Here is a 25,991-nt window from a genome sequence, read left to right on the forward strand (position 1 = left end):
GCCATGGCCGCGCCCGATCGCGGCCGTCCACGCCTTGACCCTAGGTGGAAGGCATGGATCGCCGGCACAAGTCCGGACATGACGACGCCGAGAGAAAGCTCCAAATGGAAGCGCGCCCGAGGGCGCATCGCGCTGTCGGGCGTTGACCTCCAGCCTCTCGGGCTGGTCGGCGGCTCAAATGGGCTCGCTCTACAGATTTGAGGTCAGCCCGTAACGGTGAAACGGGGCAAAGTCAAGGAAAGGGCTTTGCGGCGTCATTCCGGGGCGCGCCGTAGGTGCGAGCCCGGAACCCAGACCCGCTGACGGTGCCGAGTGAGGCGGGACGCTTGCGCCTCTTCCTGAAACCTTGGCGTTTATGGGTTCCGGGCTCTCGCTACGCTCGCCCCGGAATGACGGAGGAGCGGCCTCGGAATGGCGGCCGAGCGATCCATAAGCCTGGCGATGGACTCTTGCCGATCCGGCCCCGACACCCCACGCTTAAGCCTCTCAAGGAGACCAAGCCGCCCATGAACCGCCGCACCCTCCTCAAGGCCCTGAGCGTCCCTGCCCTTGCCGTCACCGGCGTGGTCGGCTGGGCCGCCGCCGCCCGCGCCCGCAACCCGTACTACGACGGCCCGGTCACGGACCATTTCGACGGGGTGCGGTTCTTCTCGCCCGGGCAGCCGCAGGACAAGGGGCTGACGGAGCTGCTGCGCTGGCAGCTCGGCGGCGGCCGCAAGGACTGGCCGGACGCCTTTCCGAGCCCCTTTCGCGACAAGCCTCCGGCTTCCGTGGACGGCCTTCGGGTCGCGCTGATCGGCCACGCCTCGTTCCTGATCCAGGTGGCGGGGCTCAACATCCTCACCGACCCGGTCTTCTCCGAGCGGGCGAGCCCGGTCTCCTTCGCCGGGCCGAAGCGGGTCAACGAGCCCGGCATCGCCTTCGACGACCTGCCGCCGATCCATGCGGTGCTGATCACCCACAACCATTACGACCATCTCGACCTCGACACGATCGGCCGCCTCTGGCAGCGCAACCGGCCGCGGGTGGTCGCGCCGCTCGGCAACGACACGATCATCCGCGACGAGTTCCCCGACATCGCGGTCGAGACCCGCGACTGGGGCCAGTCAGTCGAGCTGGGCCACGGGGTCACGGCCCATCTGGAGCCCGCCTACCACTGGTCGGCGCGGGGCATGAACGACCGGCGCATGGCGCTCTGGTGCGCCTATGTGCTCACGACCCCTTCGGGCACGATCTACCATATCGGCGATACGGGCTTCGGCGACGGAAAGATCTTCCACCAGGTCAAGGAGCGCTTCGGCCGGCCGCGTCTCGCGCACCTGCCCATCGGGGCCTACGAGCCGCGCTGGTTCATGAAGCCCCAGCACATGAACCCGGACGATGCGGTGCGGGCGCTCAACATCCTCATGGCCGAGCAGGCCCTGGGCCACCACTGGGGCACCTTCCGGCTCACCAACGAGGGCGTCGAGGAACCGGTGCAGGAGCTGGAGACGGCGCTTCGCGCCGCCGACGTCTCGCCCGAGCGCTTCCGGGCCCTGCGGCCGGGAGAAGCGTGGGCCGCCACGGCCGAGAGCTAGACCGCCGCCACTCTACTGCGTGGCGATGCAATGGGTCTGGTTGCCCTTGCGGAGCGTCATCGACGCGAAGTCGAACGTCGCGCGGGTCTCGATGGCCGCGCCGAGGCCGGATTTGGCGTATTCCCTGTACTGCTTGCAGTTCCGGGCCGTCCCGGAGCCGGTCTGCATCCAGAAGGTCACGCCCTTGTCGGTGACCTGCGTATCCTCGCCGCTGGTCGTGGCCTCGAAGACCTTCCGGCGCACATCGAGATCGTAGACGACGAGGGACCGGGTCGGCCCGGTGCCGCCGTCGAGGACGAGGAACCGGCCCTGAAGGCCCAGGAAGAAGTAGGCGTCCTCGGACGCGTCGATCTCGAAATCGCCCTTGCCCGCCTTGTAAAGGCAGGGGACCTCGGCATCCGGGCGCGCCTTGGCCTTGATCAGAAAATCCATGCCGGCGAAATCCTCCCGCGGTCGCTCGACGACCACGTGGCTGGCGCTCGTGTGGCATGTGGCGGAATTCGCCGCCCGGCCCGGCGAAGGGAGGGCGGCCAGGGCTGCGACGGCGCAGCCGGCCCAAAACCATGGCTTCATCATGCGATCCATCCCGTCGGAGGGGTCATTCCTTCGGCTGGACGTAGATGTTGACCTTGAGCTTCGTGTCCTGCGCGTCGGTGAGCTCGGTCACGTATTCCTCCACGAAGGCATCCTTCGACTCGATGTTCTTGGCGTCGAGATAGGCCGTGATCGTCTCGTAGGTGCCGTCGATCTCGTCATAGGCGTCCTCGTGCACGAAGCGGAAGGACTTGCCTTCGGGGGTCCTGCCGAACTTGATCTCTGGCGTGAGCTCGCTCTTGCCCTCAGGCGCCTGGGCGACGGGGACCATGGCCTGGTAGCGGAAGCCCGTGTCGTCCGTATGGACGAAGACGGTGAGCGGCCGGCCCGTCGGGGCGATCCCGGCCTTCTTCAGCTCGTCCTCGATCCTGGCGAAGGCGCTCTTGAGGTTGGTGAAGCCGTCCTCCCAGCTGCTCCGTCCCTCCAGGACGGCCGCCGGCTTGGCCGCGAGGACGCCCTCCTCCACGTTGGTGGGGTCGCCCGGATTGGGAAACAGGGTCGTGCGCCCCGCCGTCACGGGAGCCGACGGGCTCGGAGCGGCGGGCGCGGCGGGCTGGGGAGCCGGTTCGGCCGTCGCCGGGGCCTGGGGCTGCGCGGGCGTCGCCGGGGTCTCGGCCGGTGCGGGGCCGGGGGTCTGGGCCTGCGGCGAAGGCGGCGGGGCAGATTGCGGCGATGCGGCCTGATCCGCGGCCGGTGCAGCCGGCGCGGGAGAGGCTGCGGGCGGCGGCACGGGCGAGGACTCCACCGGGGCCGGCGGCGCGGCGGCCGGCGCGGGCGGCGTCTGCGCCAGGGCCGGAACGGATCCCAGGGCAAGAAGGGCGATCAGGAAAGTCGAATGCAGCCGCATAGGGAAGGGTCTCACCCGCGAATCAGGAAAGGAGTTGTCGCGCAACAGCATAGGGGGCTTTTTTCGCCCCCGCGAGATCGTCCTGTGCGCAAATCGGGCGGTGCGACCTTGCGGCAGGACGTGAGGTCTGCATCCATAGTTCTATTGGAAAGACCCGGCGCCTCGCCGATTCTGCACCGGCGGCCATCCGGGGCCGCTCCGACAACAGCAGGCCTGCGGCGGTCAGATGATCGACAGTTTCTTGACCTTCGCCCTCATCGGTTTCTTGGCCCAGCTGGTCGACGGGGCTCTCGGCATGGCCTTCGGGGTCCTGTCCACCACGAGCCTCTTGGCCTTCGGCGTGCCGCCCGCCACGGCGAGCGCCGTGACCCACGTGACCGAGATCTTCACCACGGCCGCCTCCGGCGCCTCCCATGTATTCCACCGCAACGTGAACTGGCACCTCGTCGCCCGTCTGGCGCCGGCCGGCATGATCGGCGGCGCCGTCGGCGCCTACGTTCTCGCCAGCGTCGATGCGGCCTTCATCCAGCCGCTGGTTTCGATCTATCTGGCCGGCATCGGCTGCTACATCGTGTTCAAGGCCATCGGGCCCGTCTGGCCGCGGGAGGTCAAGGACCGGATCGTGCCCTGGATCGGCGCGGGCGGAGGTCTGCTCGACGCCATGGGCGGCGGCGGATGGGGACCCATCGTCACCGGCTCCCTCATCGGGCGCGGCCACGCACCCCGGCAGGTCATCGGCTCGGCGAACCTCACGGAATTCCTCGTCACCACCACCATCTCGGCGACCTTCATCATCGCCCTGGGCTGGTCGGAGCTGAGCTCCGCCGCGGGCCTCATCGTCGGCGGCGTGCTGGCCGCGCCGCTCGGCGGCTTCCTGGTCAGCCGCATTCCGACCCGCCCGCTCATGATCGGGGTCGGCCTCATCATCATCGCGACGAGCATCCCCCGGATCTTCTGAACCGGAGCCCCCGTTGCCGCAGGCTCGTTCGACACCCCTCGCGGTCCCGCGATTTTTGGGCCATATACGGGCCCATGAGCGCCCTTGCGAACAACCGTTTCCTGAAGATGAACGGTCTCGGCAACGAGATCACCGTGCTCGACCTGCGCGGCACGGCCTTGCGCGTGAGCGCCGCGGAGGCCCGCGCCATCGCGGCCGATCCGCGCTCGCGCTTCGACCAGCTCATGGTGCTGCACGACCCCGTCACGCCGGGCACCGACGCCTATATGCGCATCTACAACACGGACGGCTCCGAATCCGGCGCTTGCGGCAACGGCACCCGCTGCGTCGCCTGGGCCATGGTGGCCGATCCCGTCATGAGCCGCCCCGTGGGCGACGGGCTCGTGCTCGAAACCAAGGCCGGCCTGCTCCCCGTGGAGCGGGTGTCGGATATGGTCTTCACCGTCGACATGGGACCGCCCCGCCTCGCCTGGAACGAGATCCCCCTGCGCGACCCCTATCCGGACACCCGCACCATCGCGGTCGAGACCCGGCTGCCGGAGGCTCCCGAACTTCAGGGGCCGTCCGCCGTCAGCATGGGCAACCCCCATGCGATCTTCTGGGTGAAGGACGCGAACGCCTACGACCTCGCCGCCATCGGCCCGAAGCTGGAACGCGACCCGGTCTTTCCGGAGCGCGCCAACATCTCGTTCGCGCAGGTGATCGACGCCGGGCACGTGCTGCTGCGGGTCTGGGAGCGCGGCGCCGGCGCCACCCGCGCCTGCGGCTCAGCCGCCTGCGCCACGGTGGTCGCAGGAGCCAGGAGGGGTTTGACGGAGCGCAAGGCAACCGTTTCGCTTCCCGGCGGCGACCTCCTGATCGAGTGGCGCGAGGGCGACGACCACGTGCTCATGACCGGCCCCGTGGAGCTCGAACACGAGGGCACTTTCGCCCCGGCCCTCTTCGCAGGCGCCGCCTGATGGCCGTGGAGGTCGTCACCTTCGGCTGCCGGCTCAACATCACCGAGTCGGAGACCATGCAGCGCCACGCGGAAAGCGCGGGCCTGGGCGACGTCGTGATCGTCAATACCTGCGCCGTGACCGCCGAGGCGACCCGGCAGGCGCGCCAGTCGATCCGCCGCATCGCGCGGGAACGGCCCGAGGCGCGCATCGTCGTCACCGGCTGCGCCGCGCAGGTGGAGCCCGAGACCTTCGCGGCCATGCCCGAGGTGTCGAAGGTCCTCGGCAACGAGGAGAAGATGAAGCCCGAGACCTGGGCCGCCGTGCGGGATTTCGGCATCGCCGCCACCGAGAAGGTCGCGGTCAACGACATCATGGCCGTGCGGGAGACCGCTCTTCACCTGATCGAGGGATTGCGGGGCCACACCCGCGCCTTCGTGCAGGTGCAGAACGGCTGCGACCACCGCTGCACCTTCTGCATCATTCCCTATGGTCGCGGCAATTCCCGCTCCGTCCCCATGGGCGCGGTGGTCGATCAGGTGCGCCTGCTCGTGGAGCACGGCTCCCGCGAGGTGGTGCTGACCGGCGTCGACATCACCAGCTACGGCGCCGATCTTCCCGGCGCGCCCAGGCTCGGCGCGCTCGTGAAGGCCGTGCTGCGCCACGTGCCGGAGCTGGAGCGGCTTCGCATCTCCTCCATCGACTCGGTCGAAGCCGACGAGGATCTCCTCGACGCCATCGCCAACGAAAAGCGCCTCATGCCGCACCTGCATCTCTCCCTGCAGGCGGGCGACGACATGATCCTCAAGCGCATGAAGCGGCGGCATTCGCGCGACGACGCGATCCGGTTCTGCGATCAGGTGCGTCGTTTGCGCCCCGACATGGTGTTCGGCGCCGACATCATCGCGGGCTTCCCGACCGAGACCGAGGAGATGTTCTCCCGCTCCCTCGACATCGTCGCGGAATGCGGCCTGACCCATCTCCACGTCTTCCCGTTCTCGCCCCGCCCCGGCACCCCGGCAGCGCGGATGCCTCAAGTATCCCGCGACGTGGTGAAGGACCGCGCCCGGCGCCTGCGCGAGAAAGGCGAGGCCGCGCTTCTCCGGCATCTCGACGCGGAGGTCGGCGCCACGCGCAACGTGCTGATCGAGCTGAACCGGATCGGCCGCACGGAAAGCTTCACGCCGGTGCGGTTCTCATCGCCCGTGGAGCGCGGCGACCTGAGGCCGGTCACGATCACGGGACATAACGGGCGGGAATTGCTGGCGGCGTAGGGCTCAGCCGCCGCAGGCCACGACCCGTTCCCGCATATGCTCCGGCACCGGCGCCTCGACGACGATCGGCGGCTTCTTCGGGTAGAGCGGCACGCTCACGCTGCGGGCGTGGAGATGCAGGCCCGGGCCGCCGAAGCGGGGCGCGGTGCCGTAGATCGGATCGCCCAGGATCGGCCAGCCGGACGCCTGGCAATGGACGCGCAGCTGATGGGTGCGGCCGGTGACGGGGCGAAGCTCCAGGAGCGTGAGCCCCTCCCCGCGCCCCAGCACCCGCCACCTGGTCAGCGAGGGCTGGCCCTTGGGATCGACCTTCATCCACCAGCCGCGATCCGGCGATTTCGGCGCGAGCGCCAGGTCGATCTCGCCCTCGTCCCCGGCGGGCCCGCCCTCGACCACGGCCCAGTAGACCTTGTCGATTTCATTCTTCTTGAACAACTCGTTGAGCCGGGCAATCGCCTTGGGGTGGCGGCCGAGAACCAGGCAGCCGGAGGTGTCCTTGTCGAGACGGTGCGCGGCCTCCGGCTTGCGCGGCAGGCCGAAGCGCAGGGCATCGAGATGGTGGGTCAGGGTCTCGCCGCCCTTCGGGCCCGGATGCACCGGCAGACCGGCAGGTTTGTCGATCACGAGCATCAGGGCATCGCGATACAGCAGCTTCGACACTATCTCTTCCGCATTCATGGGGCCTCGGCTATCGAGGCCTGCGCGTTAAAGCAAGCAGCAAACCTCAAAAGGCGAGACCTAAAGAGCCATGGCCGAAACGAAGCCCGACAAGCCCGGATTCCTGTCCCGCCTCTTCGGCCGCAAGGCGGAGCCCGCCGCGCCGACCGAGCCGGTCCCGCAGGCTCAACCCGCGCCCCAGGAGCCGACGACGGAGCTGGAGACGCCCCAGGCCGGGGGCGAGCCCGAGGCCATGCCGTCCCCGCCGACGACCGGCGCCGACGACCTTTCGGCCACGCCCGCCACCGTCACGAGCGCCTCGCCGGACACCGCCCAGGAGGCGAAACCGGCGCCGGAGCTCGCCGGGGCCGATCTCCAGCCCATCGAGACCGTCGATCCCGAGGGCGGCGGCCCGCGCGAACCGATTCCCCGGCCCGCGCCCGCGCCCGAGCCGGAGCCGACGCCGCCCGTCGCGGAGGCGGTGGCCGCGCCCGTGGAAGCCGCGCCTTCCGTGGAGATTGCGCCTCCCGCCGAGGTCGCACCTCCCGCCGAGGCCGCGGCCCAGGCCGAGAAGCGGGGCTGGTGGCAGCGCCTCACCGAGGGCATGCGCCGCACCTCCACCTCCCTGTCGGAGAGCGTCACCGGCCTCTTCACCAAGCGCAAGCTCGACAGCGCGACCCTGGAGGAGCTGGAGGACGCCCTCGTCCAGGCCGATCTCGGCGTGCCCACCGCCATCCGCATCACCGAGGCGATTTCGGCCGGCCGCTACAACAAGGAGATCTCGCCCGACGAGGTGAAGGCGATTCTCGCGAGCGAGGTCGAGAAGACCCTGGTGCCCGTCGCCAGGCCCCTGTCGGTCGACCGGTCGAAGAAACCCTTCGTGATCCTCATGGTCGGCGTGAACGGGGCAGGCAAGACCACCACCATCGGCAAGCTGTCGCAGAAATTCCGGCAACAGGGCCTGAAGGTCATGCTGGCGGCGGGCGACACCTTCCGGGCCGCCGCCATCGAGCAGCTGAAGGTCTGGGGCGAGCGGGTCGGCGCACCGGTCCTCACCCGGCCGCAGGGGTCGGACGCGGCGGGCCTCGCCTTCGACGCACTGCAGGAGGCGAAGGCCAACGGCACCGACGTGCTCCTCATCGACACGGCGGGCCGGCTCCAGAACAAGGCCGGGCTCATGGCCGAGCTGGAGAAGATCGTGCGCGTGATGAAGAAGCAGGACGAAACCGCCCCGCACGCCACCCTGCTCGTGCTCGACGCCACCGTGGGCCAGAACGCGGTGAGCCAGGTGGAGCTGTTCCAGAAGGCGGCGGGCGTGACCGGCCTCGTCATGACCAAGCTCGACGGCACGGCGCGGGGCGGCATCCTGGTGGCGCTCGCGGCCAAGTTCGGCCTGCCGGTCCACTTCATCGGCGTCGGCGAGGGCGTGGAGGACCTGGAGCCTTTCGAGGCGAAGGATTTCGCCCGCGCCATCGCGGGAATCGAGTGACGGGAGGATGGCTCCTCGCGTCATTCCCGGCAGCCCGCACGACCGGGATGGTAATGGTGCGGCTGCCCCTTGGCTCCACGCGAACGTGACATCGGATGAGCCGGATATGAGACACCATTGCGGTGCCATTGCCGGAAAAATGCTCTAGAAGAGGCTTCATGACAGACCAAAAGCGCCTGCCGCCCCTCCTGAAGCTCGTCCTCGAACTCGGACCGCTGGTCCTGTTCTTCCTGACCAACGCCTATGCGGACCGGTTCGGATATGCGGACAACCAGCGGATGTATGCGGCCACCGCGATCTTCGTCGTGGCGACCGTCGTGGCGCTCGCGGTCAATTACGTGCTGATCCGCAAGCTGCCGATCATGCCCATGGTGTCGGCGGTGGTGGTGCTGGTGTTCGGCGGGCTGACGCTCGCCCTGCAGAACGACGTCTTCATCAAGCTCAAGCCCACCATCGTGAACACCCTGTTCGGGCTGGTCCTGCTCGGCGGGCTCTATTTCCGCAAGCCGCTCCTCGCCATCGTGCTCGACAGCATGTTCGAGCTGACCGAGGAGGGCTGGCGCAAGCTCACCTTCCGCTGGGCCCTGTTCTTCTTCGCGCTCGCGGCTCTCAACGAGATCGTCTGGCGGACACAGACCACGGATTTCTGGGTCAGCTTCAAGGTGTTCGGCATCATGCCGCTCACGGTCCTGTTCGCGGTCGCCCAGACGCCGCTGCTCCTGCGCCATGAAATCAGGAAGAAGGAAGACGCGGCCGGAAGCGAGGCCTGAGAACCCTTCCCGCCGGCCCGGAACCTTCGGCCGCCCCTCCTGTTGAGCCCGCAATGCGTGTTCAGCTCGACCGGAGGGAGGCGGATTCACCCATGAGCGATCCCAAGACCGACGATTTTCGCCTGGAGCAGAAGGACGGACAGATCGTCGTGACCTTCACCCCGACGGGCGCCCAATACGTCTTCGCGCCCAAAGGATCCGATCCCAAGGGCTCAGGCGGCGTCGAGCCCCGGCACGAGGAGCCCGCGCAGGGCGCGTCCTCCGGTTACGACGAGGACGCGGTGCGGCAGATGGCCAAAAAGCTCGCCGAGAAGGCGGCCGGTCCCGCGCCGGATCTCGGCTGATCGGCGCCGGGGCGCCGCGCTTCCTCAGGCCGCCTTGGACGGATTGGGGTTGGGCCGCATCAGCACGATCTTGCGGGTGACGCCGCGCAGGGGCTCGTGCTCCACCGGCGCCCAGAGCCCGTCCTCGCCCGCCGCCTCGATGGCGTCCCAGGAGGCGAGAAGGTCGCAATTGGCGGATTTCGTCGCCTGCTCGATGCGCGCCGCCGTGTTGACGGTCTCGCCCAGCACCGTGAACTCGAGCCGGTCCTCGTCGCCCACCACCCCGCAGAACACCTCGCCCCGGTGGATGCCGATGCCGATCCGCACCGGCGGATCGAAGTTGCGCTTGGCGTTCCAGCGGTCGATGAGGTCGAGAAGCGTGCGGCCGCAGGCGAGCGCGCGGGAGGTGTCGTCGGGCTTTTCCGTGGGAACGCCGAACAGGATGAGGGCGCCGTCGCCGGTGAACTTGTCGATGAGGCCGCCATGCTGGGCGGCGGCCTGCAGCACCCGGCGGCGGAACGAGGTGATGAACACCGCGAGCTGCGTCGGGTCCATGGTCTCGCCGAAGCCGGAGGAGGCGCGGATGTCCACGAACATGAGCGTCACCGGGATGCGCCGCCCGGTCCGCAGGGTCTCGAAGGCCCGCTCGGACAGGATGGGGGCGAGCTCGCGCGGCAGGTAGCGCGTGAGGTTGAGGCGCAGCGTCGTCTCGCGCACCGCCCGCTCCAGCATGAGCCGGCCCTGGCGCACCACGAGGAACAGGATCAGCGACACGGTCAGCACCATGACGATGCGCACCATGTTGGTCTGCCAGGTGAAGGCCCCCAGCATTCCGAACAGGTGCTGCCGCAGTTCCTCCGGGCTGGGCTCGTCCCCGGAAAAGATGATGAGCGACAGCCCCACCACGTAGACCGCGCCCACGAAGGCCTGGAGCCGCGGCTGGTAGTGGATCGCGGTCGCCGCCATGATGATGGGCATCACCCAGACCACCGGATATACGGCGAAGAGGTTGCCGGGAATGCCTAAGCTCCAGCGGTTGAACGCCAGCGTGCCGAGAATCAGCAGGGCGTCGAGACTCGCCGTGATGGCCGGCAACCGGTCGACGAGGATGCGCCGGGACGCCATCCAGGTGGTGGCGCATCCGACCGCGCCGAACACCAGAAGGGCGGCCTCCGCGGTATGGATCTGCTTGAGCGCGAAGGGGCTGGTGATCGTGTCGCTGAGCTGCACCGCCAGAACGGCCAGGAACAGAATGGCCGCGATGGCGAGTCGGGCCTGACCGGCGCGCCGAAGGGCCGCCACGTCCGCCTCGCGGATGAGGCGGTGCGTGGCGTCGCTGATCAGGTATTTCGACCGCAATTGGCGGATCGACGTCAGGGCGGTCGACAGGCGGGGGCGGAGCACGGGTTCTTTTCGCGTTGGAGCCGGTTTAAGGAAGGCGGGACGAACCCCGCGCCGGAAAGATGTAATATCGATGACCGCGACGCCTCAAGCCATTGAAATCTTCGTGGACGCCGATGCCTGCCCGGTGAAGGCCGAGATCTACCGCGTCGCCGAACGTCACCGGGTCAAGGTCTGGGTGGTCGCCAACAGCTTCCTCACGGTGCCGAACGATCCCCTGGTCGAGCGCGTGATCGTGAGTTCCGGCTTCGATGCGGCCGACGACTGGATCGCCGAGCGGGCCCGGCGCGGCGCCGTGGTGATCACCGCGGACATTCCCCTGGCCCACCGCTGCGTGAGCGCGGGGGCCGACGTGATCGGCCCCACGGGAAAACCCTTCACGGAGGCCTCCATCGGCATGGCGCTCGCCACCCGCAACCTGATGGAGGACCTGCGCGCCATGGGCGACGTCACAGGCGGACCGAAGCCGTTTTCGGCGAAGGACCGCTCGGCCTTCCTCTCGGCGCTGGACCTGGCGATCGTGCGCCTCAAGCGCGCGGGATTTCCCTCAGGCGCGCCTTGAAGCCCTCGATGTTCTCCGGCGTGAGCGGCCCGATATGCTTGTGGCGGATCGTGCCGTCCGGGCCGACGATGAAGGTTTCCGGCACGCCGTAGACGCCCCAGTCGATGGAGGCGCGCCCGTTCCTGTCGGTCCCGACCGCCGCATAGGGATTGCCGAGGGAGCCGAGGAAGCGGCGGGCGTTGTCGGGATCGTCCTTCTGGTTGATGCCCACCACGCGGATCGACGGGTCCTTGGCGAGGTCGACGAGGAGCGGATGCTCCTGGCGGCAGGGGGCGCACCAGGAAGCCCACACGTTCACCACCGTGACCCGGCCCTTCAGGTCCTCGTTCGAGAGCCCCGGCACCGGCTGGCCGTTGGCCGTCAGGCCCTCCAGCGGCGGAAGCGAGAAGACAGGCACCGGCTTGTTGATGAGGGCGGAAGGCAGCCTGGACGGATCCTCGCCCCCGAGGCGCACCAGGAAAAGCCCGGCCAGCACCGCGAAGACGGCGACGGGCAGCAGGAAGAGAAGACGGCCGCGCGACCGCGCCTGTGTTGCCTCAGCCACGGCGCGACCTCCGGCCGATGCCCCGCGCCTCGAGCTCGGCGAGCGCCCGGGTCTGGGCGCGGTGATCGAGGACGGCGCGGACGATCAGCCCGGCCATCACCAGACCCGTGACCGCATAGGAGGAGAGAATGAAGAAGGCGTGCTGGCTCATCAGGCGGCCTGTGCGTCGAGGCGCTCGGCCTCGAGGATGGTGAGCGTGCGGACCCGGCGGCGCAGGATCTCCGTGCGCATGCCGGCCAGGTGCAGGGCCACGCCGACCAGGGTGAAGGCCACCGCCATTACGAGCAGGGGGATCAGCATGGAGGTGTGGATCGTCGGGCCGCCGAGGCGGAACACGGAGGCCGGCTGGTGCAGGGTGTTCCACCAATCGACGGAGAACTTCACGATCGGCACGTTGACGGCGCCCACGAGGGTGAGGATCGACACCGCCCTGGCGGCCCGGTTCGGCTCCTCGATGGCGCGCCACAGGGCGAGGATCCCGAGATAGATGAGCAGCATCACCAGCATGGAGGTGAGTCGCGCATCCCACTGCCAGTAGGTGCCCCACATGGGCTTGCCCCAGAGCGAGCCGGTCACCAGGCAGATCAGCGTGAAGGCGGCCCCGATGGGCGCTGCGGCCTTCTGCGACACGTCCGCGAGCGGATGGCGCCAGACCAGGGTGCCCAGCGCCGAGCTCGTCATGATCACGTAGAAGAACAGGGACAGCCACGCCGCCGGGACGTGGAGATACATGATCTTGACCGTCTCGCCCTGCTGGTAGTCCGCCGGGGCCTGGAACCAGACCATGTAGAGGCCCGCGACCAGCAGAAGCGTGGCCAGGCCCGCGACCCACGGCAGCAGCCGGCCGCTGAGGCTCATGAAGCGGGTCGGATTGGCGAGTTCACGGATCATCGGCTCGATGTAACGGTCTTCGACGGCACCTGCAACGCATGGGACGCCGCATGGAGCATAACGATTTCGCTAAGATCGGTGTCTCCTTGTCACCCTTGGAGCGGGCGCGCAATCCGGGATTATGCGTAGAGGGCCACACCGCCCCCGCCGCGGGAGTCGGACCTTGGCCCTAGGGCCACGGGCCTTTTTCCGGGACTTTCGCCGATCTTCAATTCGCCACTCTCCCCGGGCTATGGTTTCGCATCCCCTGCTGTGGAGCGATCATGCGCCCGAGTGCCCGACTTCCACGTGCCCAGACCCTTCTCGGCCTCGCCGCCCTTCTCCTCGCCGGCCCCGCCGCGGCGCAGACCGTGACCCTGCGTCTGCCGGTCGATTGCGAGATCGGCGTCACCTGCTTCATCCAGCACTACGTTGACCGGGACCCCTCCCCCGCCGTGCAGGATTACCAGTGCGGCACGCTCACCTATGCGGGCCATACGGGAACCGACTTCCGGGTGCCGACCCTCGCGGCGCAGGAGGCGGGCGTCGACGTGCTCGCCGCCGCCGGCGGCAAGGTGCTGCGGGTGCGCGACGGGATGGAGGACGTCTCCATCACGGGGCGCGGGCGCGAGAGCGTGCAGAACCTTGAATGCGGCAACGGATTGCTGATCGACCACGGCCAGGGCTGGGAGACCCAGTACTGCCACATGGCCAGGGGCAGCCTCGCGGTGAAGCCCGGCGACATGGTCGCCGCGGGCCAGCGCCTCGGCCGGATCGGCCTGTCGGGCATGACCGAGTTTCCGCACCTCCATTTGACGGTGCGAAAGGACGGCCAGGTGGTCGATCCCTTCGCCTATGGGGCGCCGGAGAAGTCCTGCGGCGGCGGCGCCTCCCTGTGGGAACCGTCCCTGAGGCAGGCCCTCGCCTACCAGGCCGGCAGCGTGCTCAACACGGGCTTCGCCACCGGCCCCGTGAAGATGGCGCAGATTGAGGCCGGCGAGGCGGGCCGCGAAAAGATCACCCCCGACGCGCCCGCCCTCGTGGCCTTCGCGCGCGCCATCGGCCTCCGGGGCGGCGACGAGCAGGTCCTGACCCTGTTCGGTCCGGACGGAAACACCCTGGCCGAGAACAAGGCCCCGCCCCTCGACCGGGACAAGGCACAGTGGATGATGTTCGCCGGCAAGAAGCAGCCCGCCGGCGGCTTCCGTCCGGGACGCTACCGGGCCATGTACCGGGTCATGCGGGACGGGAAACCCGCGATCGAGAAGGTCTTCGAGGTGGCGGTGACGCGCTGATCCCGTCACTCCCCCGACCGGAGCGCCGCCGCCGCGCCCACGATTCCCACCACGGCGGAGAAAAGGGAAAGCGCCGCGAGGATCAGGAACGGGGTCGCGAAGGGCACCGTGCCGCCCACGGCCGCGTTGGCGGCCGAGACCCCGAAGATCAGGGTCGGGATCATGAAGGGCAGGACCAGGATCGCCAGGATCAGCCCGCCGCGCCGCAGCGAGGCGGTGAGCGCCGCCCCGACCGCCCCGATGAAAGTGAGCGCGGGCGTGCCGACCAGCAGCGTCGCCACCATGGCGAGCATCCCTTCGGGCGAAAGCGCCACGAGGAGCCCGAGCAGGGGCGCCGCCAGGGCCAGCGGCAGGCCGGTGACGAGCCAATGGGCCGCCACCTTGGCGAAGACCACCACCTCCAGCGGCACCGGCGCGAGACGCAGCAGGTCGAGGGAGCCGTCCTCCTGGTCGGCCTGGAACAGGCGGTCGAGGCCGATCAGGGTCGCGAGCAGGGCCGCGATCCAGAGGATCGCCGGGCCGATCCGCGACAGGAGGTTGAGGTCGGGACCGAGCGCGAAGGGGATCAGGGTCACGATGGCGAGAAAGAAGATCAGCCCCATCATGCCCGACCCGCCGACGCGGGCCGCGAGCTTGAGGTCGCGGATCAGCAGGGCCTTGAAGGAGCGAATCACGGGCTCTCCTCCCCGGGCGCGGGCGGGGGTGCGGCGCGCTCGATCCGGACCTCCTTCGCGTCCCGCAGCGCCAGCGGCGCGTGGGTGGTGGCGACGACCATGCCGCCCCGGTCCCTATGCTCCTCCATGAGCCTCATGAGCATGGCCTGGGAGGCGGTATCGAGGGCCGAGGTGGGCTCGTCCAGGAGCCAGAGCGGCCGGTGCGCCACGAGCAGGCGGGCGAGGGCGATGCGGCGGCGCTGGCCGGCGGAGAGATAGGCCACCGGCAGCCGCGCCGCGTGCGACAGGCCCACGACCGCCAGCGCGTCCCGGGATTCGAGGGCCGGATCGCCCAGGAAATCGCGGGCGAAATCGAGGTTTTCCTGCGCCGTCAGGGCGCTCTTCAGGGCGTCCCGGTGGCCCACGTAGTGCAGGCATTCGGGCAGGGTCCGCTCGCCGGCCTCGGAGAGCGCGACCCGGCCGGCCGCCGGATGGAGGCGCCCGGCGAGCAGGTCGAGGAGCGTCGACTTTCCGGCCCCGTTCCGGCCGGTGACCAGCAGGGCCGCCCCCGGCGAGAGGGAAAAGGAGATCCCGCTGAAGATGCGGCGCTCCCCTCGATTGCAGGCCAAATCCTCGACTTCCAGACGCAAAACCCCGACCCCTGCCCCAGACGCACCCCAGAATGGTTCTAAACCGTGTAGCGGGGTCGTTCGAAATGATCTATAGCACCCCTTGGCTGCGCCGCGCGCCAAGGCGTCCAATCCGTCTCGCGCGCTTCTCCCCTGTCCGGGCGCCCCCGGAGCGGCGCGCGCTTATCGCGCTTTCGGCCGAACACATGTTCGTAACCCAAATGCACGCGAGGATTCGCCGTGACGCTCACCAACAGCTTCAATGCCCGCCAGACTCTCCAGGTGGGTGACAAGACCTACACCTATTACTCCCTCGCCGAGGCCGAGAAGAACGGCCTCGAGGGCATCTCCAAGCTGCCCTTCTCCATGAAGGTGCTGCTCGAGAACCTGCTCCGCTACGAGGACGGCCGCACGGTCACCAAGGCCGACATCCAGGCCGTCGCCGAGTGGCTCGACAACCGCGGCAAGGCCGAGAAGGAAATCGCCTACCGCCCGGCCCGCGTCCTGATGCAGGACTTCACCGGCGTGCCGGCGGTCGTCGACCTCGCGGCCATGCGCGACGCCATGAAGAGCCTCGGCGGCGACCCGCGCCTGATCAACCCGCAGGTGCCCGTCGATCTGGTGATCGACCACTCCTTCGTGACCGACGAGTTCGGCACCCCGCTGGCGATGGCCCGCAACGTGGAGCTGGAATACCAGCGCAACATGGAGCGCTACCGCTTCCTGAAGTGGGGCCAGACCGCCTTCGCGAACTTCTCCGTGGTGCCTCCCGGCACCGGCATCTGCCACCAGGTGAACCTGGAATTCCTATCGCAGACGGTCTGGACCCGCAAGGACACGGCCGACGGCGAGGAGGTCGCCTATCCCGACACCCTGGTCGGCACCGATTCGCACACCACCATGGTGAACGGCCTCGCCGTTCTCGGCTGGGGCGTGGGCGGCATCGAGGCGGAGGCCGCCATGCTCGGCCAGCCGATCTCCATGCTCATCCCCGAGGTCATCGGCTTCAAGCTCACCGGCAAGCTCCGTGAGGGCGTGACCGCCACCGACCTGGTGCTCACCGTCACCCAGATGCTGCGCAAGAAGGGCGTGGTCGGCAAGTTCGTGGAGTTCTACGGCCCCGGCCTCACCGACATGCCCGTGGCCGACCGCGCCACCATCGGCAACATGGCCCCGGAATACGGCGCCACCTGCGGCTTCTTCCCCATCGACCAGAAGACCGTGCAGTACCTGCGCACCACGAGCCGCACGGCCGAGCGCATCGCCCTCGTCGAGGCCTATGCCAAGGCGCAGGGGATGTGGCTCACCGCCGACATGGCCGATCCCGTCTTCACCGACACCCTCGAACTCGACCTCGCCGACGTGCAGCCCTCCCTGGCGGGTCCGAAGCGCCCGCAGGACCGGGTGCTCCTGAGCGACGCCAAGGAGGCCTTCACCAAGGCCATGGACGCGGAGTTCCGCAAGGCCGCCGAGCTCGGCCAGCGCCGCAAGGTGGAGGGCACCAACTACGACCTCGGTCACGGGGACGTGGTGCTGGCGGCCATCACCTCCTGCACCAACACCTCGAACCCGAGCGTGATGATCGGCGCGGCGCTGCTCGCCCGCAACGCCAACCGCAAGGGCCTGAAGCCCAAGCCGTGGGTGAAGACCTCGACGGCGCCGGGCTCGCAGGTGGTGGCCGAGTACTTCGCCAAGGCCGGCCTGCAGGAGGACCTCGACGCCCTGGGCTTCAACCTGGTGGGCTTCGGCTGCGGCTCGTGCATCGGCAATTCCGGACCGCTGATCCCGGAGGTGTCGAAGGCCGTCAACGACAACGACCTCGTGGTCTGCTCGGTGCTCTCCGGCAACCGCAACTTCGAGGGCCGCGTGAACCCGGACGTGCGGGCGAACTACCTCGCCTCCCCGCCCCTCGTGGTGGCCTATGCACTCGCCGGCTCCATGCTGGTGGACCTCGCCAACGATCCGCTGGGCACCGGCTCGGACGGCCAGCCCGTCTACCTGCGCGACATCTGGCCGACCTCGTCGGAGATCCAGGACTTCATCGACCGCACGGTCACGAGCGAGCTCTTCAGCTCCCGCTATGCGGACGTGTTCTCGGGCGACGAGCGCTGGCGCGGCGTCGAGGTCACGGGCGGCCTGACCTTCGAGTGGGACATGGGTTCGACCTACGTGCAGAACCCGCCCTATTTCGAGGGCATGACCAAGGAGCCGAAGCCGGTCAAGGACATCGTCAATGCGCGCGTCCTGGGTCTCTTCGGCGACTCCATCACCACCGACCACATCTCGCCCGCGGGCAACATCCGGGCCTCGTCGCCGGCCGGTGAATACCTGCAGTCGCACCAGGTCGCGGTGGCCGACTTCAACCAGTACGGCACCCGTCGCGGCAACCACGAGGTCATGATGCGCGGCACCTTCGCCAACATCCGCATCAAGAACCAGATGGTTCGGGACGAGAACGGCCACGTGGTCGAGGGCGGCTACACGATCCACCAGCCGTCCGGCGAGCGGATGTTCATCTACGACGCCGCCATGCGCTACCAGGAAGAGGGCGTGCCGCTCGTGGTTCTGGCCGGCAAGGAATACGGCACCGGCTCGTCCCGCGACTGGGCCGCGAAGGGCACGAACCTCCTCGGGATCCGCGCCGTCATCGCCGAGAGCTTCGAGCGCATCCACCGCTCGAACCTGGTCGGCATGGGCGTGGCCCCGTTCGTGTTCGAGGGCGACACCTCCTGGGCGTCGCTGGGCCTGAAGGGCGACGAGACCGTGACGATCCGCGGCATCGAGGGCGACCTCAAGCCCCGTCAGCGCATGGAGATGGAGATCACCTCCGCGGACGGCTCGACGAAGCGCGTGCCGATCGTCTGCCGCATCGATACGCTCGACGAGCTGGAATACTTCCGCAACGGCGGCATTCTCCAGTACGTCCTGCGCCAGCTCGCGGCGTAACACGCGACGCGAAAACGCCCGCTCCCCGTTCGAGGAGCGGGCGCGTGAAATTCTGGGAGCCGGGGCGGTTCGCCGCCCCGGCTTTCGTTGCCCTCGCGTCAGATGACGAAGAACTCGCTCGCCTTGAGCTTGACGCCCTTCTTGAAGCTCGCGATCTCGACCGCCGCCTTGGCGCCGGAGCCGTCGACGTCGTAGTAGAGCTTGGCCTTCTTCCGGTCGAAGAACACGTAGTCGTTCCTGTCCTCGGCCTCGCTGCCGATGGTGAAGAACGCCTTCCTCAGCTTGGCGGGCTCGTCCGGGCTGCCCTTCCTGCCGAGCTTCTCGAAGACCTTGTTGTCCAGGAAGATGCTGTCGTGCCTGGTCTTGTAGTCCTTGACCTTGTCGACGTTGGTGCGCTTGTGCGGCTTGGTGTCGAACACGAACACGTCCCGGCCGGTGCCGCCATAGAGCACATCCTTGCCCTTGCCGCCCCAGAGCACGTCGTGGCCGGCGCCGCCCTTGAGCTTGTCGTTGCTTCCCAGGCCGTGGATCTGCTCGTTGTCTCCCCCGCCTGTCAGCACGTCGCGCCACGGGGTGCCCCACAGGACCTTGCCCGGTCCGGGCGCCGCCGGAATGCCGGGGATCGGCACCGTCGGAGGATTGGGGACGGGGGCGGTCGGAGTGCCCGGGTTCTCCGGTCCGGAGGGGGTCCCGGGTTCTTCGGGCTGCCTGGGTGCGGCCGCCCGTTCCATCGTGTAGGTCTGCTGGCCGAACTTGGCGTACTGCACGTTCCTGACCGTGTCGGTGCCGTCCTGGTCCTGGCGCAGATCCTCGACCGTATAGCTGCCGTCGCCGTTGGCCGTGACCCTGTAGTTCGCGAGCGTGCCGGAGAAGACCGCCGTGTTCGCTCCCGTGCCGCCGTCGATGACGTCGTCACCCTTGCCGCCGGTGAGCAGGTCGCTGCCGTCGCCGCCAAGGAGCCGGTCGTCGCCGCCTGCACCATTGAGATCGTCGTCGCCCTTGCGGCCCTCCAGCGTGTCGTTGCCGCCATCGTCGGCTGCGCCGAAGATCGTGCCGCCGCCGTTGAGCACGTTGTCGCCATCGCTTCCGATCAGATGATCGTCGAAATACGAACCGAAGACGCCCTCGATGCCCGAGAGCACGTCCCCCTCCGCCTCGTTGCCGGCGCCCGTTCCGGTGGCGAGGTTGACCGTCACGCCTCCGGTGGCGCTGGTGTTGTACCAGGCGAAATCGCGATGGCCGTGTCCGCCCGTCAGGGTGTCGGCCCCTGCACCGCCGTCGAGCACGTCGTCGCCGCCCTCGCCGTTCAGCTTGTCGTTTCCGCCGCGGCCCCTGAGGGTGTCGTTGCCGCCGTCCTCGGCGCCGCCCGGTGCGAAAACGGAGCCGCCGCCGTTGAGCACGTTGTCATTGTCGTCGCCACTGAGCTTATCGTCGCCATACGAGCCGAAGACGCCATCGATGTACGCCAGGACGTCTCCCTCGGCCTCGCCGCCGAGGCCGGTGCCCCTCACGAGATCGACGTCGACGCCGACGGCCGAGCCGGAATTGTAGTAGGCGAAGTCGAAGCCGGAGCCGCCCGACAGGCGGTCGGCGCCTTGGCCGCCATCGAGCACGTCGTCGTTCAGGTCTCCTTGCAGCACATCGTCTCCCTCGCCGCCCTGGAGCTGGTCGTTGCCGGCATCGCCCGACATCGTATCGCGGTCTGCGCCGCCGACGAGCGTATCGTTGCCGTCACCGCCGCGCAGCTCGTCGAGACCGGCGTCACCGTGCAGCGTGTCGTGGCCAGCACCGCCTTCAACCTTGTCGTCGCCGGCGCCGGCGAAGATCTCATCCTCGCCCTGCTCGCCGACGAAGATCTCGGCTCCGGCACCGCCGTGAGCCGTGTCGTGGCCGAGGCCGAGATCGATCCAGCCGACCACCGTGCCGTTGCGGCCGTCGTAGAAATCGTTTCCTTCAGCGAGATTGACGGCGCTCAGCTCACCCTTGATCTCGCCCGTATCCACGATGCGGCCGTCGCCCCTGGTGCCCATCACGTTGCCGTCGATGAGTCCCTTGTTCGTCACCTTGAGCCAGCCGCCCTCGAGCCGTCCGTCCCTGATTCCTCCGGCGAGGGTGCCGTAATTTTCGAGTTCGAGGGAAAAACAGTTATGGATGGCGCTACCGTCGGATCCGATGATCCCGTGGTTGGAAACGAAAAGATTGCCGTGGCTCAAGATGCCTGTGGTGCTTCCGAAGATATAGGCGCCGGCTGCGACCGAGATGGCGTAGTTCCCGGCCCCTATCAGATAGATCCCGTGTATACCGTTCGTGGTGCCGGTGGCGGACACGGCTCCAGCGACGTGAATGTTGATCGAAGCGTTGTTGTGGAAGGCGACGATCGCCGTCGATGTCGTCATGAGCTGGCCGCTCGCACTGACGTCGACGGTGTCGTTGGCTCCTAGCTCCAAGGGCTCGGTTTGCCTGCCTTCGATGACGTGATCCATGCGTTCATTCCTGTCCCGCCCCAGTACAGATGTTATTGACATATTGTTTCGGGACGGGAGGTAAGGCGCGGCGCGGCAAAGGCAACCCTGTTACATGTGCGACCTCGCACATGGCGGGTTTCGGCGGCGGACAGAGAAAAGGCCCCGCCGGTCGGCGAGGCCTCGGGAATGCCGGATGTCCTTCGTCAGATGATGAAGATGTCGCTTTTGGTGATCCTGGCCTTGTTGGAGAGCTTGAGGATCTCGACCATGGCCTTGGAGCCGGAGCCGTCCTGATCGTAGTACAGCACGCCCTTGGAGCGGTTGTAGATCAGGTAATCTTTGCCGTCCTTGGCCTCGTTGCCGGTCTTGAAGTAGCTGCTCTTGAGCTTGCCCGGCTTGGACAGCGAGCCCTTGCCCAGCTTCTTGAAGATCTTGTTGTCCAGGTACAGGCTGTCCTGGCGCACGTCGAAGTCGCGGATCGTGTCCAGGTTGCTCTTCTTCGGCTTGGTGTCGAACACGAACTTGTCCTGGCCGGCGCCGCCCGTCAGCACGTCCTTGCCGCTCTTGCCGTAGAGCATGTCGTTGCCGTCCCCACCGGTCAGCCGGTTGCCGCGCGAGGTGCCGCGCAGCACCAGATCGACCGGCAGCGGAGGATTGGGGTTGCCGGGGTTGTTCGGAGTGCCGGGGTTGTTCGGGTCGGTGGGGGTATCCGCCACGTCCGTGACGCTGACGGTGAAGCTCTGCGTGGCCTCGCCGCCCCAGGCGTCCTTCACCCTCACGGTGACGGAGTGCTGGGCCTTGGCCTCGAAGTCGAGGGCGCGGCGGGTGACCAGATAGCCGTCGCGGATGGCAAAGGCGCCGTCCGCGTCCGTCTCGATGGAGTAGGTGAGCGCATCCCCGTCCGCATCGGTGGCCGAGAGCCGGCCGATCTGGGCGTCGGCGGCGTTCTCCACCACAGCGGCGCCGGAGAGCGCCAGAGTGATGGGAGCGCTGTTGATGAGCGCGACGGTCTTGTTCTCGGCCTCGAAGCGGGCGAAGCGGATGTTGGTCAGGGTGTCGGTGCCGTCCTGGCCGTTGTTGCGGTGAGCGACGGTGATGGTGCCGTTGCTGTTGGTGATGGTGTAGTCCGCCTCGTTACCGGAGAACACGGCGGTGTTGACCCCGCCGCCGCCGTCCAACACGTCGTTGCCGCCCTTGCCCGTGAAGGTGTTGTCAGAAGCATTGCCGGTGAAGGTATCTCCGCGAATATTCCCTGTCAGGTTCTCAATGTTGAGGATCCTGTCGAGACCCTGACCCGTAATCTGCGGCGTGCTAACTCGGAGATCGATGGTGTGCTCAACGTTGGTCAGCAGGATCAGTTCATCATCGCCGCCACCGCCGTCGATCACATCGTCCCCATAGCCAGCGATGATTCGTTCTGTGCCAGCTCCGCCGTAGATCGTGTCATTGCCTTCGCCGAGGTCAATGGACCCGACGTGGGTTCCCTGCTCGCCGCGATAAATGTCATCGCCAAACAGGAAGTCTATATCACCTTGGATCAAGCCTGAATTGGTGACGGCATCAGAACCATTTGAGGCAGAAACTGCATCTGCGTCCGATATTTGTGAAATGATCTGCCCGCTGTTGAAGAGGGTCAGGCTGCCTTCTCCTTCATGGAAAAGCGTTAAGCCTGTGGTCGATCGGATTGTTCCGTCGTTTGCGACAAGGACAGCTCCTCCCATCCGGATGGCAGCCCGACCAACGACACTGCCCGAGGATCCGACATAGATGCTGGCATTGCCGTACGATGCGTAGATAGCACGGGCCGCAAGTGCCTCGACCGACCCGAAGATGCTAATGTTCGTCATTGCCCCGGAGGCAGTCGGAGCGCTCGTTAGCATGACGGCGACCGCGTTAGCGCCTTCGGTCTTCAACGACCCGCCTTGGGCGACAGTTAAGGTGTCGTTACCTTCGATCTCCAAGGCATGGTCGTCTGCAGCGGTTGTTAGGACCGAGTTGATCTGGTGGATGTAATAGTTCGCCATAGCAGTGTTCCTAGAAAGGTAAATCTGGTGCAGAAAAGGCCTATTCCCATCTGGAATAACACTATATAACGTTATAAAAAAGACCTTATGTCTTTCAGGTCAGGGAACGCTCCTGGGCGAGGTAACTGCCTGTTGCACCATAGACACGGGGCAACATTGGAAACGTCCGGAGCGAGGCGCGTCTTGAGGCAAATATCTCTTCACGAATTGTGACTCTTGAAGAGAGCTGAATACTGCCGTCGCATACGCTGACATCATTGCCCCGCGTCGTTCCGACCCATTTCCCTCCAGCTCCCGTTTCTGCTTGAATAGCCACGCTTTCACGGGGGTGAGACGAGCGTCGTTTAAGGCCGCGTTAACCACCTTGCGCGGATGCTCGAACCCATTGCTTCCCTTCTCCCGAAGCCAAGACCATGAGCGATCTTCTCGTCAGTATCCGCCAGGCCAAGCCCGATGACGCCGAGGGGCTGTCGCGGGTGTTCGACGCCGCGTGGCGCGAGGCCTACCAGGGCATCATTCCGGGCGTGACCCTCGAAAAGATGCTGTCGCGCCGGGGCCTGCGCTGGTGGCGCTCCACCGTCACGCGCGGGCGCCCGCTGGCGGTGCTCGACATCGGCCAGGGGGTGGCGGGCTACGCCTCTTACGGCCGCTGCCGCGACCGGTCGCTGCCGGCGGACGGGGAGATCGACGAGCTCTATCTCCTGCCCGAATACCAGGGCGTGGGCTTGGGCAGGCGCCTGTTCAAGGCCGTGTGCAACGACCTCAGGGCGCGGGAGATGAACCGGATCGTGGTCTGGGCGCTCGCCGAGAACGCGCGCGCCTGCGACTTCTACGAGGGCATGGGCGGGCGCGGCATCGCCCGGGTCGAGGAGCGCATCGGCGGCGCCCCCCTGGCCAAGGTGGCCTTCCTGTTCCGGTAGGGCGCCCTTCTTTCGGCCGTTCGCGACGATTGCCGGACCCGACGGGTCCGGCGGCGACCTCGCGCGCCCCTTCGAAAGAACAGGCCGGGATCGGCGCAAACCGGCTTCCCCTTTTGCCGATCACCCTCTAGTGAAGCGTCCAAGCTCACCAGCCCCGTATCTCACGGAGAACACCCCAACATGCGCATCGACGCGATCAAGATCGGAAAGAACCCGCCGGAGGACGTGAACGTCGTCATCGAGGTGCCGCTCGGCGGCGAGCCGATCAAGTACGAAATGGACAAGGAATCCGGCACGCTCTTCGTCGACCGCTTCCTCTACACGGCCATGCGCTACCCGGGAAATTACGGCTTCATCCCTCACACCCTCTCGGGCGACGGCGACCCTTGCGACGTGCTGATCGCCAACACCCGCGCCATCGTGCCGGGCGCGGTCATGAACGTGCGCCCCGTGGGCGTGCTGGTCATGGAGGACGACGGGGGCCAGGACGAGAAGATCATCGCGGTTCCTTCTCCGAAGCTGACCCAGCGCTACGACCGGGTGCAGACCTATACCGACCTGCCCGAGATCACGATCAAGCAGATCGAGCACTTCTTCGAGCACTACAAGGATCTCGAGCCCGGCAAGTGGGCCAAGATCATCCGCTGGGGCGACGCCGAGGAGGCCAAGCGCCTGATCGTCGAGGCCATCGAGCGCGCCAAGAAGGGCTGAGGCCTGGCCCCACCCTCCTAAAAACTCCCGAAGGCCGGAGCCCTCGCTCCGGCCTTTCTCTTTGAGTCAGGGAACGATCCCGTCATGCGCCGAGCGGCTGTCTGCCGGCGCCTGCGCGCGCTCGGTCATGCCGTAATCCCGCATCACGGCCGCGACCCGCAGGCGGTAATCGCGAAAGACGCCGCCGCGGCCCTCCCCCTGGGTCATCCGGTGGGCGGGGGAATTGCGCCAGCGCCGCACCGCCTCCTCGTCGCGCCAGAACGACAGGGACAGGAGCTTGTCCGGCTCGCTCAGGCTCTGGAACCGCTCGATGGAGAGAAAGCCGTCGACGGTCACGAGCTCCTCCTTCAAGGCGGCGGCGAGGTCGAGATAGCGCTCCTTCTGCCCCGGTGCGGGCCAGACCTCGAAAATGACGGCCATCATGGACGGATCACCCTCCCGTGCGGTGCCGAGGCCAGGCGCAGGAAGATCCGGTCCTCCCGGCGAATGAACTGCTCCCGCTTGGCGAAATCATAATTCGCCCGGCCCTGCGGGTCATCCCGCAGCCGCGCCTTATAGGCTTCGTATTCGGCGAGGCTCGCGATGGTGTAGACCCCGTAGGCCACGGTGCTCGATCCCTCGTGCGGAGCGAAATAGCCGATGAGGTCGGCGCCGCAGCGCGGGATCGCCTCGCCCCAGTTGCGGGCATAGTCCTCGAAGGCCTCCACCTTGAACGGATCGATCTCGTAGCGGATGAAACAGGTGATCATCGGGGCTTCCTTTGCTTTTGCGTCGGTGGAGGCGGCAACCTAGCCGATTGTCTGACGCTCATGGTTCGGTTATGATCGAAGCATGAAGGAAGGTCCCGCCATCGCCCCCGTCGCCGCCCTGCTCGGCGACCCCGCCCGCGCCAACATGCTGGGCGCCCTCATGGACGGGCGCGCGCTCACCGTGAGCGAGCTGGCGGAGGCGGCCGGCGTCACGATCCAGACCGCGAGTGGCCATCTCTCCAAGCTCGAGGCCGCCCGGCTGGTCGCGGCGGAGAAGCAGGGGCGGCACCGCTATTTCCGTCTCTCGGGCCCGGACGTGGCGCAGGTTCTGGAAGCGCTGATGGGCCTTGCCCAGCGCACCGGCGCCATACGTGTCCGCACCGGTCCGAAGGACGCCGCGCTGCGCGCCGCCCGGGTCTGCTACGATCACCTCGCCGGGGAACGCGGCGTCGCCCTGCTCAACGGCCTCGCCCGTCAGGGTCTGGTCACGGGGGAGACAGAGCTCGCCCTGTCGGAGGAGGGCCGCGCGTTCTTCCAGTGCTTCGGCGTCGACGTGGCGCGCCTGGAAAAGGGCCGCCGCCCGGTCTGCCGGGCCTGCCTCGACTGGAGCGAGCGCCGCCTGCATCTGGGCGGGGCGCTCGGCGCCACCATTCTCTCGATCGTGGTCGAGCGGCAATGGGGCCGGCGCGACGAGAGCCGCGCCCTCGTCTTCACCTGCGACGGCCTGGCGGCCTTCAACCAGGCCTTCCGCCTGACCTCGGAGGACTCGCCGGAGCGCTCCCTGGCGTGAGTCCG

At 67.7% G+C, this 25,991-nt stretch carries 26 protein-coding genes; 13 read left to right on the forward strand and 13 right to left on the reverse strand.

The window, feature by feature from the left end; all coding sequences use genetic code 11:
- Positions 1-506 precede the first annotated feature (506 nt).
- Positions 507-1,577: an MBL fold metallo-hydrolase gene (locus LGR44_RS05790; RefSeq protein ID WP_226738239.1), complete on the forward strand. Its 1,071-nt coding sequence runs from the start codon at positions 507-509 to the stop codon at positions 1,575-1,577.
- Between the two features lie 12 nt (positions 1,578-1,589).
- Here the strand turns inward: LGR44_RS05790 and LGR44_RS05795 are convergent, their stop codons facing one another.
- Positions 1,590-2,153: a hypothetical protein gene (locus LGR44_RS05795; RefSeq protein ID WP_226738241.1), complete on the reverse strand. Its 564-nt coding sequence runs from the start codon at positions 2,151-2,153 to the stop codon at positions 1,590-1,592.
- A gap of 22 nt (positions 2,154-2,175) precedes the next feature.
- On the reverse strand, positions 2,176-3,018 hold the full coding sequence (locus LGR44_RS05800; protein WP_226738243.1) for a GyrI-like domain-containing protein: 843 nt from the start codon (positions 3,016-3,018) through the stop codon (positions 2,176-2,178).
- Between the two features lie 226 nt (positions 3,019-3,244).
- On the opposite strand from LGR44_RS05800, the gene LGR44_RS05805 reads away from it, so the two are divergent.
- From LGR44_RS05805 to mtaB, 3 genes are all read left to right on the forward strand, one after another.
- Complete coding sequence (locus tag LGR44_RS05805; protein WP_226738245.1) at positions 3,245-3,976, forward strand: sulfite exporter TauE/SafE family protein; 732 nt, start codon at positions 3,245-3,247, stop codon at positions 3,974-3,976.
- Positions 3,977-4,050: 74 nt separating this feature from the next.
- Positions 4,051-4,935 (forward strand): diaminopimelate epimerase, encoded by an 885-nt coding sequence (gene dapF, locus LGR44_RS05810; protein WP_226738248.1) that lies wholly within the window; start codon positions 4,051-4,053, stop codon positions 4,933-4,935.
- Positions 4,935-6,188, forward strand: coding sequence for a tRNA (N(6)-L-threonylcarbamoyladenosine(37)-C(2))-methylthiotransferase MtaB (gene mtaB / locus LGR44_RS05815; protein WP_226738250.1), 1,254 nt, complete (start codon positions 4,935-4,937; stop codon positions 6,186-6,188). The genes dapF and mtaB overlap by 1 nt, the downstream gene beginning before the upstream one ends.
- A gap of 3 nt (positions 6,189-6,191) precedes the next feature.
- Here the strand turns inward: mtaB and LGR44_RS05820 are convergent, their stop codons facing one another.
- On the reverse strand, positions 6,192-6,866 hold the full coding sequence (locus tag LGR44_RS05820; RefSeq protein ID WP_226738252.1) for an RluA family pseudouridine synthase: 675 nt from the start codon (positions 6,864-6,866) through the stop codon (positions 6,192-6,194).
- Positions 6,867-6,936: 70 nt separating this feature from the next.
- On the opposite strand from LGR44_RS05820, the gene ftsY reads away from it, so the two are divergent.
- The 3 genes from ftsY (at position 6,937) to LGR44_RS05835 (ending at position 9,448) form a co-directional block, all read left to right on the forward strand.
- Entirely contained in the window at positions 6,937-8,334 is a 1,398-nt protein-coding gene (gene ftsY / locus LGR44_RS05825; RefSeq protein ID WP_226738254.1) for a signal recognition particle-docking protein FtsY, read from the forward strand.
- A gap of 158 nt (positions 8,335-8,492) precedes the next feature.
- Positions 8,493-9,104 carry a septation protein A gene (locus tag LGR44_RS05830; RefSeq protein WP_226738256.1) on the forward strand — a complete coding sequence of 204 codons (612 nt, stop codon included), beginning with the start codon at positions 8,493-8,495 and terminating at the stop codon, positions 9,102-9,104.
- A 92-nt stretch (positions 9,105-9,196) separates the two neighbouring features.
- Positions 9,197-9,448: a hypothetical protein gene (locus LGR44_RS05835; RefSeq protein WP_226738258.1), complete on the forward strand. Its 252-nt coding sequence runs from the start codon at positions 9,197-9,199 to the stop codon at positions 9,446-9,448.
- A 24-nt stretch (positions 9,449-9,472) separates the two neighbouring features.
- On the opposite strand, the gene LGR44_RS21930 is transcribed toward LGR44_RS05835, so the two are convergent.
- Positions 9,473-10,831, reverse strand: a complete 1,359-nt coding sequence (locus LGR44_RS21930) for an adenylate/guanylate cyclase domain-containing protein (protein ID WP_226738260.1) — start codon at positions 10,829-10,831, stop codon at positions 9,473-9,475.
- 70 nt (positions 10,832-10,901) lie between these two features.
- On the opposite strand from LGR44_RS21930, the gene LGR44_RS05845 reads away from it, so the two are divergent.
- Positions 10,902-11,390, forward strand: coding sequence for a YaiI/YqxD family protein (locus LGR44_RS05845; protein ID WP_226738262.1), 489 nt, complete (start codon positions 10,902-10,904; stop codon positions 11,388-11,390).
- On the opposite strand, the gene LGR44_RS05850 is transcribed toward LGR44_RS05845, so the two are convergent.
- From LGR44_RS05850 to LGR44_RS05860, 3 genes are read right to left on the reverse strand one after another with little or no spacing between them, the layout of a single operon-like run.
- A complete protein-coding gene (locus LGR44_RS05850) occupies positions 11,356-11,934 on the reverse strand; it encodes a DsbE family thiol:disulfide interchange protein (protein WP_226738264.1) in 579 nt (192 codons plus the stop codon). The genes LGR44_RS05845 and LGR44_RS05850 overlap by 35 nt on opposite strands.
- Positions 11,927-12,085, reverse strand: a complete 159-nt coding sequence (gene ccmD / locus LGR44_RS05855) for a heme exporter protein CcmD (RefSeq protein WP_226738266.1) — start codon at positions 12,083-12,085, stop codon at positions 11,927-11,929. The genes LGR44_RS05850 and ccmD overlap by 8 nt, the downstream gene beginning before the upstream one ends.
- Positions 12,085-12,825 carry a heme ABC transporter permease gene (locus LGR44_RS05860; protein ID WP_226738268.1) on the reverse strand — a complete coding sequence of 247 codons (741 nt, stop codon included), beginning with the start codon at positions 12,823-12,825 and terminating at the stop codon, positions 12,085-12,087. The genes ccmD and LGR44_RS05860 overlap by 1 nt, the downstream gene beginning before the upstream one ends.
- Before the next feature lie 263 nt (positions 12,826-13,088).
- Between LGR44_RS05860 and LGR44_RS05865 the strand changes: the two genes are divergently transcribed.
- Positions 13,089-14,099: a M23 family metallopeptidase gene (locus LGR44_RS05865; protein ID WP_226738270.1), complete on the forward strand. Its 1,011-nt coding sequence runs from the start codon at positions 13,089-13,091 to the stop codon at positions 14,097-14,099.
- A gap of 5 nt (positions 14,100-14,104) precedes the next feature.
- On the opposite strand, the gene ccmB is transcribed toward LGR44_RS05865, so the two are convergent.
- Positions 14,105-14,773 (reverse strand): heme exporter protein CcmB, encoded by a 669-nt coding sequence (gene ccmB / locus LGR44_RS05870; protein WP_226738272.1) that lies wholly within the window; start codon positions 14,771-14,773, stop codon positions 14,105-14,107.
- Positions 14,770-15,402, reverse strand: coding sequence for a heme ABC exporter ATP-binding protein CcmA (gene ccmA / locus LGR44_RS05875; RefSeq protein ID WP_226738274.1), 633 nt, complete (start codon positions 15,400-15,402; stop codon positions 14,770-14,772). Before ccmA ends, ccmB begins: the two co-directional genes overlap by 4 nt.
- Before the next feature lie 219 nt (positions 15,403-15,621).
- On the opposite strand from ccmA, the gene acnA reads away from it, so the two are divergent.
- Positions 15,622-18,327, forward strand: a complete 2,706-nt coding sequence (gene acnA, locus LGR44_RS05880) for an aconitate hydratase AcnA (protein ID WP_226738276.1) — start codon at positions 15,622-15,624, stop codon at positions 18,325-18,327.
- A gap of 98 nt (positions 18,328-18,425) precedes the next feature.
- On the opposite strand, the gene LGR44_RS21765 is transcribed toward acnA, so the two are convergent.
- On the reverse strand, positions 18,426-20,810 hold the full coding sequence (locus LGR44_RS21765; protein ID WP_264196368.1) for a hypothetical protein: 2,385 nt from the start codon (positions 20,808-20,810) through the stop codon (positions 18,426-18,428).
- Between the two features lie 185 nt (positions 20,811-20,995).
- Positions 20,996-22,816, reverse strand: coding sequence for a cadherin domain-containing protein (locus tag LGR44_RS05895; RefSeq protein ID WP_226738278.1), 1,821 nt, complete (start codon positions 22,814-22,816; stop codon positions 20,996-20,998).
- Positions 22,817-23,229: 413 nt separating this feature from the next.
- On the opposite strand from LGR44_RS05895, the gene LGR44_RS05900 reads away from it, so the two are divergent.
- On the forward strand, positions 23,230-23,736 hold the full coding sequence (locus LGR44_RS05900) for a GNAT family N-acetyltransferase (RefSeq protein WP_226738280.1): 507 nt from the start codon (positions 23,230-23,232) through the stop codon (positions 23,734-23,736).
- A 180-nt stretch (positions 23,737-23,916) separates the two neighbouring features.
- Positions 23,917-24,447: an inorganic diphosphatase gene (gene ppa, locus LGR44_RS05905; protein WP_226738282.1), complete on the forward strand. Its 531-nt coding sequence runs from the start codon at positions 23,917-23,919 to the stop codon at positions 24,445-24,447.
- A gap of 66 nt (positions 24,448-24,513) precedes the next feature.
- Here ppa and LGR44_RS05910 read toward each other — a convergent pair whose 3' ends face one another.
- On the reverse strand, positions 24,514-24,870 hold the full coding sequence (locus LGR44_RS05910; RefSeq protein ID WP_226738284.1) for an antibiotic biosynthesis monooxygenase family protein: 357 nt from the start codon (positions 24,868-24,870) through the stop codon (positions 24,514-24,516).
- On the reverse strand, positions 24,867-25,196 hold the full coding sequence (locus tag LGR44_RS05915; protein ID WP_226738286.1) for an NIPSNAP family protein: 330 nt from the start codon (positions 25,194-25,196) through the stop codon (positions 24,867-24,869). Before LGR44_RS05915 ends, LGR44_RS05910 begins: the two co-directional genes overlap by 4 nt.
- A gap of 82 nt (positions 25,197-25,278) precedes the next feature.
- On the opposite strand from LGR44_RS05915, the gene LGR44_RS05920 reads away from it, so the two are divergent.
- Positions 25,279-25,986 (forward strand): ArsR/SmtB family transcription factor, encoded by a 708-nt coding sequence (locus LGR44_RS05920; protein WP_226738288.1) that lies wholly within the window; start codon positions 25,279-25,281, stop codon positions 25,984-25,986.
- The last annotated feature ends 5 nt before the right edge of the window (positions 25,987-25,991 follow it).

The organism is Microvirga lenta (genome assembly GCF_020532555.1).
Lineage (GTDB): Bacteria > Pseudomonadota > Alphaproteobacteria > Rhizobiales > Beijerinckiaceae > Microvirga > Microvirga lenta.

Bases quoted from the DNA above. Each gene is read 5' to 3' on its own strand.
- LGR44_RS05865 (WP_226738270.1), top strand. From the start codon at position 13,089: ATGCGCCCGAGTGCCCGACTTCCACGTGCCCAGACCCTTCTCGGCCTC.
- LGR44_RS05795 (WP_226738241.1), bottom strand. From the start codon at position 2,153: ATGATGAAGCCATGGTTTTGGGCCGGCTGCGCCGTCGCAGCCCTGGCC.
- ftsY (WP_226738254.1), top strand. From the start codon at position 6,937: ATGGCCGAAACGAAGCCCGACAAGCCCGGATTCCTGTCCCGCCTCTTC.
- LGR44_RS05835 (WP_226738258.1), top strand. From the start codon at position 9,197: ATGAGCGATCCCAAGACCGACGATTTTCGCCTGGAGCAGAAGGACGGA.
- LGR44_RS05910 (WP_226738284.1), bottom strand. From the start codon at position 24,870: ATGATGGCCGTCATTTTCGAGGTCTGGCCCGCACCGGGGCAGAAGGAG.
- LGR44_RS05920 (WP_226738288.1), top strand. From the start codon at position 25,279: ATGAAGGAAGGTCCCGCCATCGCCCCCGTCGCCGCCCTGCTCGGCGAC.
- LGR44_RS05800 (WP_226738243.1), bottom strand. From the start codon at position 3,018: ATGCGGCTGCATTCGACTTTCCTGATCGCCCTTCTTGCCCTGGGATCC.
- mtaB (WP_226738250.1), top strand. From the start codon at position 4,935: ATGGCCGTGGAGGTCGTCACCTTCGGCTGCCGGCTCAACATCACCGAG.
- LGR44_RS05915 (WP_226738286.1), bottom strand. From the start codon at position 25,196: ATGATCACCTGTTTCATCCGCTACGAGATCGATCCGTTCAAGGTGGAG.
- LGR44_RS05845 (WP_226738262.1), top strand. From the start codon at position 10,902: ATGACCGCGACGCCTCAAGCCATTGAAATCTTCGTGGACGCCGATGCC.
- LGR44_RS05790 (WP_226738239.1), top strand. From the start codon at position 507: ATGAACCGCCGCACCCTCCTCAAGGCCCTGAGCGTCCCTGCCCTTGCC.
- ppa (WP_226738282.1), top strand. From the start codon at position 23,917: ATGCGCATCGACGCGATCAAGATCGGAAAGAACCCGCCGGAGGACGTG.
- LGR44_RS05820 (WP_226738252.1), bottom strand. From the start codon at position 6,866: ATGAATGCGGAAGAGATAGTGTCGAAGCTGCTGTATCGCGATGCCCTG.
- LGR44_RS21765 (WP_264196368.1), bottom strand. From the start codon at position 20,810: ATGGATCACGTCATCGAAGGCAGGCAAACCGAGCCCTTGGAGCTAGGA.
- LGR44_RS05830 (WP_226738256.1), top strand. From the start codon at position 8,493: ATGACAGACCAAAAGCGCCTGCCGCCCCTCCTGAAGCTCGTCCTCGAA.
- LGR44_RS05900 (WP_226738280.1), top strand. From the start codon at position 23,230: ATGAGCGATCTTCTCGTCAGTATCCGCCAGGCCAAGCCCGATGACGCC.
- LGR44_RS05895 (WP_226738278.1), bottom strand. From the start codon at position 22,816: ATGGCGAACTATTACATCCACCAGATCAACTCGGTCCTAACAACCGCT.
- ccmD (WP_226738266.1), bottom strand. From the start codon at position 12,085: ATGAGCCAGCACGCCTTCTTCATTCTCTCCTCCTATGCGGTCACGGGT.
- LGR44_RS05805 (WP_226738245.1), top strand. From the start codon at position 3,245: ATGATCGACAGTTTCTTGACCTTCGCCCTCATCGGTTTCTTGGCCCAG.
- dapF (WP_226738248.1), top strand. From the start codon at position 4,051: ATGAGCGCCCTTGCGAACAACCGTTTCCTGAAGATGAACGGTCTCGGC.
- LGR44_RS05860 (WP_226738268.1), bottom strand. From the start codon at position 12,825: ATGATCCGTGAACTCGCCAATCCGACCCGCTTCATGAGCCTCAGCGGC.